This is a genomic window from Maridesulfovibrio ferrireducens (genome assembly GCF_016342405.1).
Classification (GTDB): domain Bacteria; phylum Desulfobacterota; class Desulfovibrionia; order Desulfovibrionales; family Desulfovibrionaceae; genus Maridesulfovibrio; species Maridesulfovibrio ferrireducens_A.
In genome coordinates, this window is sequence record NZ_JAEINN010000016.1 from 1 (window position 1) to 15,019 (window position 15,019).

13 protein-coding genes are annotated in these 15,019 nt (G+C 44.4%); 3 read left to right on the forward strand and 10 right to left on the reverse strand.

Going from position 1 to position 15,019, the window contains the following annotated elements:
* Positions 1-71: 71 nt before the first annotated feature.
* The 7 genes from JEY82_RS15700 to JEY82_RS15730 all read right to left on the reverse strand — a co-directional run bounded on the left by JEY82_RS15700 (position 72) and on the right by JEY82_RS15730 (position 7,989).
* Positions 72-812, reverse strand: a complete 741-nt coding sequence (locus tag JEY82_RS15700; protein WP_304087337.1) for an HDOD domain-containing protein — start codon at positions 810-812, stop codon at positions 72-74.
* A 194-nt stretch (positions 813-1,006) separates the two neighbouring features.
* On the reverse strand, positions 1,007-2,065 hold the full coding sequence (locus JEY82_RS15705) for an HD domain-containing phosphohydrolase (protein WP_304087339.1): 1,059 nt from the start codon (positions 2,063-2,065) through the stop codon (positions 1,007-1,009).
* 247 nt (positions 2,066-2,312) lie between these two features.
* The gene (locus tag JEY82_RS15710; RefSeq protein WP_304087341.1) at positions 2,313-3,713 is read right to left on the reverse strand and encodes a sigma-54 dependent transcriptional regulator; all 1,401 of its coding nucleotides are present in this window, start codon (positions 3,711-3,713) and stop codon (positions 2,313-2,315) included.
* A gap of 248 nt (positions 3,714-3,961) precedes the next feature.
* Positions 3,962-5,785, reverse strand: coding sequence for a glutamine--fructose-6-phosphate transaminase (isomerizing) (gene glmS, locus JEY82_RS15715; RefSeq protein WP_304087343.1), 1,824 nt, complete (start codon positions 5,783-5,785; stop codon positions 3,962-3,964).
* Positions 5,786-5,839: 54 nt separating this feature from the next.
* On the reverse strand, positions 5,840-6,448 hold the full coding sequence (locus JEY82_RS15720) for an XTP/dITP diphosphatase (RefSeq protein WP_304087345.1): 609 nt from the start codon (positions 6,446-6,448) through the stop codon (positions 5,840-5,842).
* 163 nt (positions 6,449-6,611) lie between these two features.
* The gene (locus JEY82_RS15725) at positions 6,612-7,736 is read right to left on the reverse strand and encodes a nitrogen regulation protein NR(II) (RefSeq protein WP_304087347.1); all 1,125 of its coding nucleotides are present in this window, start codon (positions 7,734-7,736) and stop codon (positions 6,612-6,614) included.
* A complete protein-coding gene (locus tag JEY82_RS15730) occupies positions 7,663-7,989 on the reverse strand; it encodes a hypothetical protein (RefSeq protein ID WP_304087349.1) in 327 nt (108 codons plus the stop codon). Before JEY82_RS15730 ends, JEY82_RS15725 begins: the two co-directional genes overlap by 74 nt.
* Positions 7,990-8,187: 198 nt before the next feature.
* On the opposite strand from JEY82_RS15730, the gene rimO reads away from it, so the two are divergent.
* The 3 genes from rimO to JEY82_RS15745 all read left to right on the forward strand — a co-directional run bounded on the left by rimO (position 8,188) and on the right by JEY82_RS15745 (position 11,436).
* Positions 8,188-9,504: a 30S ribosomal protein S12 methylthiotransferase RimO gene (gene rimO / locus JEY82_RS15735; RefSeq protein WP_304087351.1), complete on the forward strand. Its 1,317-nt coding sequence runs from the start codon at positions 8,188-8,190 to the stop codon at positions 9,502-9,504.
* A 34-nt stretch (positions 9,505-9,538) separates the two neighbouring features.
* On the forward strand, positions 9,539-9,853 hold the full coding sequence (locus tag JEY82_RS15740; protein WP_304087353.1) for a pyrimidine/purine nucleoside phosphorylase: 315 nt from the start codon (positions 9,539-9,541) through the stop codon (positions 9,851-9,853).
* Positions 9,854-10,029: 176 nt separating this feature from the next.
* A complete protein-coding gene (locus tag JEY82_RS15745; RefSeq protein ID WP_304087355.1) occupies positions 10,030-11,436 on the forward strand; it encodes a sodium:alanine symporter family protein in 1,407 nt (468 codons plus the stop codon).
* A 91-nt stretch (positions 11,437-11,527) separates the two neighbouring features.
* Here the strand turns inward: JEY82_RS15745 and JEY82_RS15750 are convergent, their stop codons facing one another.
* The 3 genes from JEY82_RS15750 to waaF form a co-directional block, all read right to left on the reverse strand.
* Entirely contained in the window at positions 11,528-12,016 is a 489-nt protein-coding gene (locus tag JEY82_RS15750; protein ID WP_304087356.1) for a hypothetical protein, read from the reverse strand.
* 102 nt (positions 12,017-12,118) lie between these two features.
* Positions 12,119-13,969: a C25 family cysteine peptidase gene (locus tag JEY82_RS15755; RefSeq protein WP_304087357.1), complete on the reverse strand. Its 1,851-nt coding sequence runs from the start codon at positions 13,967-13,969 to the stop codon at positions 12,119-12,121.
* Complete coding sequence (waaF, locus tag JEY82_RS15760) at positions 13,963-15,018, reverse strand: lipopolysaccharide heptosyltransferase II (RefSeq protein WP_304087359.1); 1,056 nt, start codon at positions 15,016-15,018, stop codon at positions 13,963-13,965. The genes JEY82_RS15755 and waaF overlap by 7 nt, the downstream gene beginning before the upstream one ends.
* Position 15,019 lies beyond the last annotated feature (1 nt).

A 15,019-nucleotide genomic window follows, 5' to 3' on the forward strand; every position in this document is an offset into this window, starting at 1 on the left:
ATTAGTCATTTGCTTCTCCTGTTAAAGTCAGGATAGCGGCTTAACCGTGTGTCCACAATATTGTAGCAGGATCACTTGGCGAAGTATCCCGTCTGCAGACAATGATCCCATAATTTTTCTACCGAATAATCACCTAGACATTCCGTTTCCAGCTTTTTAAAAAGCTGCACACCCAACACCAGCCCTTTCAGGGCCTCAACGCCCAGCAGAGTCACGGCATGATGTGGAGAAGAAATTACCCCGTAAAAACCGAAAAAGGACGAATTAACCAACTTCATCAATGTTGCAGAAACCCCGACATCTTTTTGAACAAAATCAGCTACTCGTTTTAAGTCCGGCTCAGGACTTTCCAGTTCATGCGTTATCTTAACCAATAGTTCAGGCATGGCTGGCAAGGTATCCAGACAAGTGACCAAAGTCCTGATCGAATCATCAGTAAGAATGTGACGCAATTCAGTAACTCGTTGAATCACTCCGAGGACAGCTTCAGAACTGCAAGGCTTGCTGAGAAACTGGTGCGCATTTTTAACCGATTTCAACAACGCCTGACTTTCTGAATAGCCTGAGAAAATAATTCGGACAGCACCGGGCTGAAGCTTTTCTACTATTTTAAGAAAATCAGCTCCGTCCATACAAGGCATCCGCATATCCGAAAGAACAACGTCAAAAGGCTCCTGTTCAATCAGTTTCAATCCCTCCTTGGCACAGGAAACGAACTGACATTTCCACTCCTTACGCTTTGAATGAAGCATGGCTTTAAAACTGGCCAGAATATCCTCGTCATCATCTACAAATAGTATCTTCAATTTCATAACAACATTTCCTTCATGCCGACTGCTTCGGCTGGCACAATATCCCCTAAAAAGGGCTTAAACGATCCGGTGACCGATCTTCACGTAAGAATAAAAAATAGATTCAGTGTCGGCTTGAAATAGGCGCCCCACATTTAGAGAGTGCACACTCACAGGATTCCAGTAGTGCCATTTTTTTAATGTGTTAATTAATACTATCCTTGGAGCCTCCTAGCCAGAACTTTACAAGCGGCGTCCACAACCTGAGGATCGTACAATACACCCCTGTTTATATGCAGCTCATTAATGGCGGCGTCCAGTCCGAGGCTAGATCGATAAGGGCGGTGAGAAGCCATGGCATCAACCGTATCGGCAACAGCAAGTATTTTGGCTTCAAGCTGCATCTGTTTCCCGATGAGCCCCATAGGATACCCCGACCCATCCTCTCTTTCATGGTGCTGTTGCACTATAATCGCGATATTTTTCATCTGCTTAATATGAATAAGCATATGATAGCCGCTTTCCGGATGTTTCCGGATCACCGCTTGTTCCAAATCACACAATTTACCGCTCTTGTTAAGGTATGCCATCGGAATTAAAATCTTGGCTACGTCATGAACCATCGCCGCCAACTCCAAAACCTTTACGCGGTCCTCCCGGAGTTCCATTTGAGTAGCGATAGCCTTGCATAAAGTTGCCGTACGCTTATGGTGCTCCGCAGTATTAGAATCCCTCTGCTCAACGAGATGGTTAAGACTCTGAATGATCTCCTCCATTGCTAAGTCTTGAGATCCACATGTGTTTAATTCGTTACGCACAGCTTCTATTTTATGGGAAAGACATGCTTCCAATATAGCTTCACCAAGTGCATCCAGTGAGCAGGGCTTCGTCAACAATTTGAATACATTAATTGCGTTGACAGATTGGATCGCTATTTCTAAATCAGCGTGACCTGTCAATAGAATCCTGCTTGTACGTGGATGATTCTTCTTGACCCATGACAAGAGGTCCAGGCCGCTCCCTCCCGGCATCCGCATATCAGAAATGACAACGTCAATATTGGAAAGACGATCAAAAGACCGTATAGCAGCGTACATACTGTCCGCGACATACACCGTGTATTGCCTTCCGAACTGCAAAACAAAATTATCCAGCAGGAGTTTATCGTCATCCACGAACAAGATGGAATACTCGTTCGTGACAGCTACTTTAAAATCAGCCTTATTCTTTACGTCAGTTTCATTAATTTTTATCTTTTCCGAATTTATTCCCACAGCTTCTCCTGTCGAGTGGATAGTCTCGCTCTTCTTCTGGAACCCGCTTTACATAAATCGGGCGATCCATAATTCAGAAGTTATTAAGCAATGAGAATGCCAACACGAAGAGGAAGATATTAATAATTAATAAAACAGTAATTACAATGAATTATGATTAATTATGATGTGAAATATAAAAAAAAGAAATCAGGAAAATGTTCCATGACACACATGTGTCTGATACACATGTGTGTCATAAAACACATCAATTTGCGGATTCGTCTTTTTGAATGCCGGACTCTTTCATCTTCCGGTACAGGGAACTTCTACTCATACCCAACTCACGGGCAGCTCTAGCCTTATTCCAGCTGGCTCCTTTCAGTGCTGCAAGCAGCATCTCCCGCTCCGACATTTCCTCGTATTGAGAGGAAACCTGCGTTTTGGCTCCAGCGAGCAAGGAATTCGGCAAATCGATCATGCGAATAACTCCGTTTACACACAGCGTTGCGCCGCGCTCCAGAGAATGCCTCAACTCCCGCACATTGCCCGGCCATGAATACTGCTTCAGCAGGTTCAGTGCATTATCAGAAATTTTAATGGATTTGCTGTCAAACTGCTTTGCAAGTTCGTCCAGAAAAGCTTTGACCAGCAAAGGAATATCTTCCCGTCGCTCTCTGAGCGGAGGCAACTCCAGATGCATTACGTTAAGCCGATAGAACAAGTCTTTTCTAAATAGCCCCTGCTCAACTAATTGCCCAAGATCCGCATTGGTTGCTGCGATGATCCTGACATCGGCCTTAATAGTTTTATGATCACCGACACGTTCAAACTCCTTTCGCTCAATGACCTGTAGCAACTTTGATTGCATTTCAACGGGCACATCGCCTATTTCATCCAACAGAATGCTCCCTCCATCAGCCGCCATGAAACGCCCCATGGAATCGCGAACAGCTCCGGTGTAAGCTCCACGCACACTTCCGAAAAGTTCAGCGGCGAACACTCCCTCCGAAAGAGACGGACAGTTTACCCGCACAAACGGCTTTTTGCTCCTTGGGCTGACGGCATGCAGCACCTCGGCCGCCAAGCTTTTTCCTGTCCCGGATTCCCCTGTGAACAGGACTGTTGCATCGACCTGCCCCAAACGGTGAAGCATGGCACGAAGCCTGACGACGACATCGCTTACTCCTACAAACCGATCTAGTGGAGCAGAAAAAACAATATCGTCATCCGGTGCAGCCGTGCGTTCCATATACGACACGATACAAGTGTTGATGACCTCTTTCAGGTTCGTCGTGGGACAGGGCTTTGTCAGAAAATGCGAAACCCCGCCATCGTTCACCGCCGCCATTGCCGTATCAAGGTCGGCATACCCCGTCAGCATGATACGGACGGCATCCCTGTCAAGCGCGGCGGCCTGACGCAAAAAATCGACACCGTTCATGAAGGGCATACTCATATCGGAAACAATAACCGCATAACGCTTTCCGCTCTTTAATAACTCAAGAGCCGCCAAAGGCGAAGTGCAGGTCTCCACAACATGGCCTCTCCAAAAAGTAGCCTTGAGCGTTTCCAGCAACAGCGTATCATCGTCAACAAACAAAAGTCTCGGCTTCTTATTTTCCATAGGGGTCCTGATTATTGCAGAGTACCATAAAGGCCCATTCATCAACTATTGCATATTCAAATCGTAGCAAAACAATACCGAAAACTAAACCCAAGATAAAGCAACCAATCCTTGCTTGAGCCCACGCTCCACTTTAATCCACTTCGCAATCTTTACCTTTGATAATCCACCGTAGCTTTTTGCCATAAGAAAAGCCGCTCCTGTCAGACTGCATTAATAGTCTAACAGGAACGGCTTTAGTAAAAAACTTTACCACATATCTACAATATAAATATCTAATTTATTTCATTTTATTCAACAGTGACGCTCTTAGCCAAATTTCTGGGCTGATCAACATCCTTACCCAGATAATCCGCTGTTTCATATGCAAATAGCTGCAAAGCAGGAAGAGCCATAAACGCGTTTAACGGCCCCCAGACTTCGGGCAGAATCCAGCGGTGCTCAACATCAAGCTCTACACCGGGATTGGTAAGAGCTATAATTTCTCCGCCTCTGGCCTGCACTTCCACCAGATTAGATTTAACTTTGGGGAAAAGATCATCTTTCAATGCCATAGCAAAAGTAGGGAAATTAGAATCAATTAACGCGATGGGGCCGTGCTTCATTTCTCCGGCAGCATAACCTTCTGCATGAATATAGGAAATTTCCTTAAGTTTCAAAGCCCCTTCAAGGGCAAGCGGGAAGTACTGTCCGCGACCCAGATAAAAAAAGCTGCTTGCTTCGGAATATTCGCGGCTAAGCTCCTTAGCTCTGAGGCGCATGGCGGGAAGTTCTGCGTCCAAAATTGAAGGAAGATTGCGTAAATCTTTAACAGCGCGGCTGTAAGTTTCCTCGTCGATTGTTCCTTTGCGCTTTCCCCAGTAAAGAGCCAGCAACAGCAATGCTGTGAGCTGACTGCACATGGCCTTGGTGGAAGCAACACTGATCTCAGGCCCGGCCTGTGTATACATAATGTAGTCTGATTCACGGGCAACGCTGGAACCGACCACGTTACACAGTCCAAGAATCGGAAGCCCTTTTTGTTTTGCCAGCTTGATCCCTGCCAAGGTGTCAGCTGTTTCTCCGGACTGGCTGATAGCAAGCGCGAGGCCTCCCTTGCTCAAAATTGGATCACGATAACGGAATTCCGAAGCAATTTCGACATCAACAGGAATTTTAGCCCACTGTTCTATGAGGTATTTACCCCAAAGTCCGGCATGATACGAAGTTCCGCAAGCTATAATGTGCAACCTTTCGGGTGGCGTCATGTCTGCGATTTCCGACAGAATAACTTCACGGTTATTCGTATCTATACGCCCGGCCAGACAGTCTGAAATGACTTTAGGCTGCTCAAAAATTTCTTTGATCATGAAATGCTTATGTCCGCCCTTCTGTGCGGCCTGAACATCCCAATTGATAGTGCGAACTTCTTTTTCAACAGGCTCAAGAGTGTCTGCCCTGAAAACTTCCCATGAAGAGGAAGTAATCTTGACCAATTCTCCGTCCTCAATGAAAACAACTTCGCGGGTATACGGAAGAAATGCAGGAATATCGGAAGCCACAAAATTTTCGCCAACACCGACACCCATTACCAAAGGACTGGAAACACGGGCGGCATAGACTATTCCGGGTTCATCCACACTGACGAGAGCAATTGCATATGCCCCTTCAACCTGATTAAGAGCCCATGAAATGGCTTTAAGCATAGTTTCAGTATGCTTACGGCCCTCAGCAATAAGATTTACCAAAACTTCTGAATCTGTATCAGAGCGGAATTCATACCCTTTAGTAACAAGGTCGGCCTTTATTTCCTGGTAATTCTCAATAATTCCGTTATGAATCATGGCTATTTTTTTATCATGATCAAGATGAGGATGAGCATTTTTTTCTACAGGAACGCCATGAGTAGCCCAGCGGGTATGCCCGACTCCGAAAGTGGAATTGGTTACATTGATATGAGACAGTTTTTCATCAAGAGCCGCAAGCTTTCCTTCTGCACGAACAAGATCAATTTCCTTATTCTGTACGGTTGCAACCCCCGCAGAATCATATCCGCGGTACTCAAGTCTTCTCAATCCTTCAACGATTAGAGGCACAGCGGGACGATGCCCGGCATATCCTATGATTCCACACATATATAAATGTCTCCTGATTATTATATTCGGTAGGCAAATATCAAAAAAATTTATCTAACCGTGAACTTTCTTTTGAAACTCCGGCCACTGAGCCATAAGTGCTCGTAGAGCCTTGCCTCTGTGTGAACGTGAATTTTTAGTTTCACGAGTCATTTTTGCAGCAACGCAACCCAGTTCCGGATCAAAAAACAAAGGATCATAACCGAAACCTTCATCGCCTGAAAGTTCAAAAGCGATACGCCCGTTCCATTCGCCACGACTTTGTATACGGATATTGTCAGGAGTGGCGGCAACCATCACACACACAAAACGGGCTGTACGCTTTGCTTCTTCCACACCTTTAAGTTCATCAAGAAGCTTGCTGTTATTTTTTGCGGGAGTTGCATCCTCACCGCTATATCTTGCAGAATAGACACCGGGCCTGCCGTCTAAGGCGTCTACTTCCAAGCCGGAATCGTCAGCAACAGCAATAAACCCTGTGATATTAGCGACAGTCTGTGCCTTGATTATCGCATTTTCCAGAAAAGTTTCACCCGGTTCAGGTATTTCACCGATCTCAGGATACTCATCAAGACCCTTTACTTCTAATTCGAAATCTTTAAGAAGCTCTTTAAATTCAGCTATCTTTCCCTTATTACTGGTGGCAAGCACTACTGTTTTCAAACCCGTCTCCCATGCAATATATTTAAATCTACGGATGAAAAAATCCGCACCATTAAGTTCATCAATAATATGATGAGAGACTAATACTCGCTAGCAGTTTTTTACGCAACCGCCATACGCGGAGGCAAAAACAAAGTAACACTTGTTCCTTCGCCTTCACGGCTTACCAGTTCAATTTCTCCGCCGAAGTCTTCCATAATTTTTTAACCATCGACAACCCCAGTCCATTTCCATTAATTTTAGTAGAATAAAAAGGATCAAAAACCCGCTCGCGCTTTGCAGCAGGAATTCCGGGGCCGTTATCGCTCACTTTCAGCCAGACCCGATCATCGGTTACTCCGGTTGCAACGCTGATCAGACCGCCGTTCGGCATGGCTTCCATCGAATTCATAACCAAATTTATAAGACACTGTTTCACCTGCTCCGCAGTCCCTTGTCCAACCGGATTCTGTGAGTCCAAATCAAATTCAACTTCAACTCCCTGCTGCTTACATTCCAAAGACAGCAAACGCATAGCACTCTCAACCTCATCATTGACATTAAAAGCTGCTATTTCAGTGTCATGTGACCTTACAAAACTCAATATATCTTTTAAGAGGGTTTCCAGACGTTTGGCCTCTTCATAAATTATCTCTATTTTTTCATGCCCGTCATGATCTATACTCATATTTTTCATTAAAACTTTTGCGAATCCCCCCATAGCCACAAGAGGATTACGAATCTCATGTGCAACATATGCAGCAAGCTCACCGACAGTGGCCATACGTTCAGCCTGTCGCAATCGTTGTTCCATGAGCGTTCTTTCGGTAATATTTCTCCGCATAATAACAAGCTGAACAACCCGCCCGATCTGTTCATCTGAAATAGGATAAATATAAATTCTAAAAAAATTAAGCTTACCTTCAGAATCTTCTTCCGAAAGCATCAATTCCCCACGCTTGCCTTTCTCCATGGCCCCGACATCAATAACACCATTCTTTACAGGGCAAACCGTTGCGATCGATTCATAATATTTCAACGGATTCTTATTCCGTATTTTTATTATTTCTTCCCCGACCAAATCAGAAAAATGTTTATTACAATCAACGATCATTCCTGTGGAACCAATTATCATGATCTCTTCAGGAAGTTGATCCACCACGCATTTAAACAAAGCCTGAGTCTGCATGAGGTCTACTTTACAAGCGACCCACAGACGATCAGTGGCCTGAAGTTTAAGGAAGAAACGGGCAGCAGGAAGCTCCACCAGAGAAATATGAGCAGGCAAAATTTGACGAAGAGTGGTCACCGGAAAGTTCAAAAACCATGGTAATTTCAGGATGGGACGTAATCATATCCTCAACCTGTTCATATATAGGAATATCAAAATCATCAGCGGCGCCGTTTGCTTTGTAATCAGCAAGAACCCCTGCAATCAACTTGATATCGTCCTCTTCCCTTTTGCTCTCCCGCAACAACTGGACAAGTGAAGATACCACTGCAGAATCTCCAAGAATCCCGATGTAATCGCAATGAGTTTCACGCAATAGGCTTTCAAACATAATCTCTCCATTTCAATAGATAGATAATCCGTGTTGAGAATAAACTATTTTCGACGAAAAGCACAATCGAGAAACGATGTATTTCCAGCTTTGCAGATATAAAAGAATCGGGTAAACATTGCGAAACACAAGTTAGCAGACAATTTACCGCCGAATCATTACAAATCTAAAATATTTTTCTCAAATGGAACAAATTTCATGTCTATTAAAAAAATCAGAGTTTTCACCATCAGCCTTGGTTGCCCAAAAAACAGAGTAGATACCGAAAGAATGCTCGGAGCCTTGGGTGACAACATGATCGCAGCCGAATCTCCGGAAGAATCCGATCTTGTTCTTATAAATACATGCGGCTTCATCCAGCCGGCGGTCGAAGAATCCGTACAGTCCATTCTAGAATCCGCTGATGCCATTGCAGATATTACTCCTAAACCTATTCTTGCCGTAGCCGGATGCCTTGTCAGCAGATATGGCAAACTGGAAGAAGAGATGCCCGAAGTGGATCTGTGGCTTTCAACATTTGATCTGGATACATGGCCTGCTCTTGCTGCCAAAGCCCTCAAAAGGGAACTGCCTCAAGAACACCAGAGAGCACTTAGCACAGGACCTGCTTTTGCTTACCTTAAAATCAGTGAAGGATGTTCTCATTCATGTAACTTTTGTACAATTCCTTCGATTCGTGGACCTCAAGTCAGCCGTGAACCTGCAGGCTTAATAACCGAAGCAAAACAAATTCTCGCACAAGGCGTGCCGGAAATCGTCATAGTAGGACAGGATTCCACCGCTTATGGATCAGACTTAAGCAACCCTGATGCAAATTTAAAATATCTGATTGAACAGCTTCTGCCTCTTAAAGGTCTTGAGTGGCTAAGACTTATGTACCTATATCCGGCAGGATTAACCGACTCAATGCTGGAATTTCTGGCTAAGACCGGCAAACCCTTTCTGCCGTATTTCGATATACCGATTCAGCACGCTCATCCGGATATACTATCCTCAATGGGCCGCCCCTTTGCCCGTGATCCGCGGAAAGTAATCGACAGGGTTCGCAAACACATTCCTGATGCAGTCCTGCGCACCAGTATCATAGTCGGATACCCCGGTGAAACGGATGAACACTTTAAAGAACTTCTAAAATTTGTGAAAGAAACCAGATTCCAAAACTTGGGAGTTTTCGCATATCAAGCTGAAGAAGGAACGCCAGCCGGGGACATGGAACAACTCCCTGAAGAACTGCGTGAAGAAAGACGTAAAATTTTGATGGAAATGCAGGCTTCCATAAGCCATGAAATTCTGGAAGAAAAAGTTGGCGAAACCATTCAGGTTCTGGTCGAGGAACCGAACGAAGAATGGGATGGTCTGTTTACCGGAAGAGTTTGGTTCCAAGCCCCGGAAGTGGATGGAATCACCTATATCAGCGCACCTGAAGGCGGAGTTGAACTTGCTCCCGGAATGATGGTTGAAGCTGAAATAGAAAGCGTTACCGACTACGACCTTGTCACCTTGGTTCTTCCATAATATAATCAAACAAAATAAAGACTAAGAGGAACTCATGTCTGAATTTTCAAATGTAACAGTTACAAAAATGGCCAATGTTTATTTTGACGGAAAGGTTACCAGCCGCAAAGTCTCTTTCACAGACGGATCGTTCAAAACTTTGGGAATCATGCTTCCCGGTGAATATGAATTCGGAACAAATCAAGCGGAAGTGATGGAAATCCTGCAGGGCACCATGAAAGTTCTCTTGCCCGGCACAGAAAATTGGCAGACAGTCACCGCCGGAGAAAGTTTCAATGTACCCGCCGACTCAAAATTCAAACTGGTGGTTGAAACTCTTGTAGACTACTGCTGTTCATACATAGATTAGATAAAGTTTCATCCCGCTTATTGTTAACGGAATACTCACCTATATGGAAGTTGCTAATGTTTTTGACCTTGAACACGTCCCGGTAAAAAAATACTGCAATAGATTTTAGCGTGTAAACGTTTCTAATTAATTTCACAAAAGGCTTTTATTTCTAATAAAAGCCTAAGGATACGCTTATGGATTTTTTGAGTACACTGGATATCGTAATTGGTAAAATTGGTGCGTTCGCATGGGGCCCTCCAATGTTGATTCTGCTTGTTGGAACAGGCTGTTGGCTCACCTATTCACTACGCGGAATTCAATTCAGCAAGTTATGGCACGCTCTATACCTTGCCCTTGTTAAACGAAAAGAAGAATCCGATGAACCGGGCGATATCACCCACTTTCAAGCCCTAATGACTGCTCTTTCAGCAACAGTCGGAACCGGTAACATCGCAGGAGTAGCTACAGCTATTGCCATGGGTGGTCCCGGAGCATTGTTCTGGATGTGGGTTACCGGACTTGTGGGTATGGCCACTAAGTATGCAGAAGCTGTTCTGGCGGTAAAATACAGAGTTGTGGACGAAAATGGCGAAATGAGTGGCGGCCCGATGTACTATATTTCCGCCGGGCTGAAAATGCCGTGGCTTGGAACTATCTTCGCTATCTGCGCCTCTGTAGCTGCATTCGGTATAGGCAATATGGTACAATCCAATTCCGTAGCGGATGCAGTGGAAAGCACTTACAATATTTCACCGACCATAACCGGTATAATTCTGATGGTTTGTACTGCCGCAGTTATTCTCGGCGGAATCAAAAAGATTGGAAAAGTAACAGGATTACTCGTTCCGGTAATGATTGTGTTTTACATGGCCGGAGCATCCTACATCATCATTACCAAAATAGCGGAAGTTCCAGCGGCTCTGATTTTCATAGTTGAGCAGGCATTTAATCCTACTGCGGCTATCGGCGGATTTGCCGGGGCATCAATCATGATGTGTATCAGAATGGGTGTTGCCCGCGGCGTATTCTCAAACGAATCCGGCCTAGGTAGTGCCCCTATCGCGGCGGCGGCGGCACAAACCAAAAGCCCGATAACGCAGGCTCTGGTTTCCATGACCCAGACCTTTATCGACACCATCGTAGTCTGCACGATGACAGGTCTCGTTCTGATCCTTACAGGAGCCTGGTCAAACGGTGCAACAGGAGCAGAATTAACTACCATCGCTTTTGCTGAAGGCATGCCCGGCGGTGCACACGTTGTAACAATCGGCTTAATCCTGTTTGCATATTCGACAATTCTCGGGTGGAGCTACTATGGTGAAAAGTCCATTGAATACCTGCTCGGAATCAAGGCTGTACTGCCATACCGAGTGGTTTTCGTATGTTTCGTAGGCCTTGGAGCTATCGCCAAACTCAGTCTGGTTTGGAACATTTCAGACACGCTGAACGGATTAATGGCTATCCCTAATCTTATAGGGCTGCTTCTATTAACTCCAGTGGTTGTCTCAGAAACAAACAAGTACTTTAAAAACAAAGAAACGGACAAGAATACCGACGTTCCTCTGGGTGAATTTCAAGCATCCGGAAGAAAATCAAAATAAATATCAGCTGATCTAAAACCCAAAAAGCCCCTGAAGAAATATCCTTCAGGGGCTTTTTTAAATCTATATACCGTCAACTTATTGAGACTATTTACATATCCAGAATCTCAACAGATCGGTTTTTAAAAGCTGGATTATCTAGATATTGCGATATGGCCTCAGCTCCCCGGTCAAAATTATAGACTATTTTTCCAACCAGATTTTTACGGGAACAACTACACATCTGCGGAGTAAATTTTATTCCCCCCTTCCCCTCAAGTACGACTTTATATTTAAGTTTCGTATCTTGCCCAATAATACCTGGTGAACCACTGATCGCAACATCATCATTTACAATAATCAGGACTGCCTTATCTACTACATTTTTATTTAAGACAAGACATCGATTTAATTTGTTAATTTCAAAACTGTTAAGATCTAAATTTTTAGCTGAAACACCTAAAAAAAATTTATATCCAACGTTAAGAACAGGCTTGGCTATAGACATCTTGCTTACAAAGAACAACCCAGTACCTATCAAAACGAAAATAACCAATGCCACAGTAAGGCACAAAATTTTTTTTGATTTTTTACTATCCAAAATATTGCCTGTATCAAATAGAAAGTTTCAAAGTTTACCCCTCACACCCCTGAAATTACTATAAACTTTATAATTGAACAGTCAATCAATATATTAAACAAATCAACTGCCCATACGGCACCTTACTATTTTCACATCAGCCTGTTGTTTTTTCTCGTACTCTGCGGAAGCTTCAACCGCAGCCGCCCACGAATCAAATTCACCGAACCGCACGCAATACCACTGTCTATTATTGGAGGATGGAACAGTCACAACATATGCCGAATACCCTTGTTTCGTCAGATTTCTTCTAACTTTCAAAGCCGAAGACTCCCGCCTGTTCGAACTGACTTGTACAGAATATCGGACAGGTTCAAGTCCGGCCTTAACAATAGGAGAGCTTTTGGATAATTTACTTTGAATAACAGTTTTTTGTAATTTTGCACTGCTGATTTTTTTATCACGTACATCAAAAAACTGCCAAGCGAGAGGCCCATCAAGCGGTCTGGAATAAATTAAATAACTTCCTTCGCTGTCTGATAAAAAATTAAAAATATCATCTTCTTGAACTTTCATGGAGGAAACAGTTTTACCAGTCTTTCGGTCCACAACTTTAAGCTGAACTCCGGGGTATATTCCACCTTCTTCCATGGCAAAAGAGATAGTAGAGTTAGCGGAAAAAACAGCTACCCCCTTAGAAGATTCAGGCTTTGTCAGTAGCTTTAACCCCGTATACGCAGGAGACTCCGTGCGAACTGGAAGCGGTAGACTCATTACTGGATCACCATAAAAAATCAGATCATATAGCGGCCCCAGCTTTTCTCCGCGACGACGGTTCTGCACAAACTGAGCACGAGCCTCTGACAGAGCCTCGGCAATTCTATACTTTCCGCTGAAATATGCCTTATGGAACTCAATCAAAATCCGTGAGGTTCCGTCAAAATCAACGCGCGAAATCCGCCCGTCATCAAGTTCAGCCGTTATTTTACCAGAATCACCGCACCCGGTCATCACAGCCAGTCCGGCCCCCCTTGAAAGCACTATCGCCTCGGCAGGGGTGATAGAAGCTGAATTAATCCTCGCAGGTTCACAGGAAGGATTAAGAACAATAGGCAATCCCGGTTTGTAATCGAGACTTAAAATAGCAGATGTGGGCAAAGTTCCGTTCCCAATTCTGAAACCGTCAGCGACAGAATCAATAGCCAGCCACTGAACAGAAGCATCATCCTCAGTAAGGCTCTGACTAAGCCTTTCCGGCTGGCAACCACCGGCTCCGCCGAGATAACGTATAGCTTCCGGTCCGGCCATGCCTTCCTCTTGTAAACTGAAAAACAAAAGTTCAGGATCAGACAAATAATTTTTTGAAAACCCTTCTCCGCCTATAAACGAAACAGGCCAAGCCGGACGAAAAGCACGATCCACGTACCAGCGCTCATATTTCTCAGCCACAACCACAGCCTCGGCTGCGTTTCGAGCAGGAATTCTACCGACAGGTACAACGTTTTCAGGAGAATCCGCTAGACCTCCATAGCCGTAATCAGAAGAATAAACAGAAGTTCCATTTCCAGTCTGAAACTCTGAAACAGGAATAACAAATTTATTACCTAAAATAAGAACTGACATGATCGAGCCGTTCTTATTCAGTTCTGTAATTTCCTTCTGAATGCCAACAACAACAGCCCTGCTGGACTCAGCAGTGCCATTCACTGTTCCGGCATTTAGAAGGATAGAGTCCACACCTTCATATTCTCGATGCAGATATGAAAAAAGCAAAGCCGCCTGCTTAAACTCATCAGTGTAAACGATTATACATTTATCTTTCTCCGTCAGGTCCGCAGTAGAAACCTTTAACGGAACAACGGGAGCGACCTGAACATTACGAGAAAAGGATCGCAACTTACAGCCGCACATAAGAACAGATAAGAGGATAAAAACAAGCGGCAATGTGATCCATTTAATTTTACTGATCAACACCCGACCCTCCGAATTTCCACTTTTTTCAGCAGTTCCTCCCAAACCATTTCCACACTTATATCTGTCATACATTTGTGGTGGTTTTTTGGACACTTACTACTGCCATGAAGACCGCAAGGTCTGCAATCCAACACTTCACCGGATTCAAGAACAGAAGAGTATTCACCTCTGGGAAAAAATCCGAATCTGCGGACAGTTGGTCCGAAAAGGGCAATAAGGGGAACATTTTGAACCCATGCAATGTGCATCGGGCCGGAATCGTTGGTGACATATACATCTAGATTTTTGATATAGGCTGCAAGCTGAGGAAGACTCAACTTTCCGGCAAGATTAATTATTTCAGAAGGGTTGCCGGACTGCTCTGCAATCCGTGAACAAATGTCCTCTTCCCCGGGCCCGCCAAACAGGATTACCCGAAATCCCGCATCCAGTGATTTTGCAATAGTTGATGCAAAATTCTGCTCAGGCCATTTCTTTGTTTCCCATGTTGAGCCGGGGTGAAAGCCTATTACCGGAGTATCCGAAAATTTCTCAAAAAAAGCTGATGCGTCTTCGAGTGCTGGTTCAGACAAATTAAGTTCAAAGGAAGGAGCAGTGCCGCTGATTCCCAAAGGCAAGCCAAGCGCCATCAACCTTTCCACTTCCTCAAACTGATCGAACCTGCGCATGACCCTGTGAGTATAGGCAAAACGGTTAAACCACGGCTGATCGTAACCTATACGTTCAGGAATCCCCGTAGCGCGGCTGACAAGGGCGGAACGCATACTTGTATGAGCTGAAATCCAAAGGTCAAAACCTTGCGCACCAAGTTCTCTGCCCAGACGAAAAGCCGCTCCCATTCCTTTTTGATCGCCTCGTTTGGCAAAACCATGAACAGATGTGAGTTCCTTTTGAGATTCAAAAAGAGGCTCAACACCCTTACGAACAAAAAGATGAATTTCAGCTTCCGGAAAACGCAGTGAAAGAGCTTTGATAAAAGGCAATGTAAGAACGGCGTCTCCAAGAAATGCAGTCTGCCACAAAGCTATTTTTTTATAATTATCTTTCATT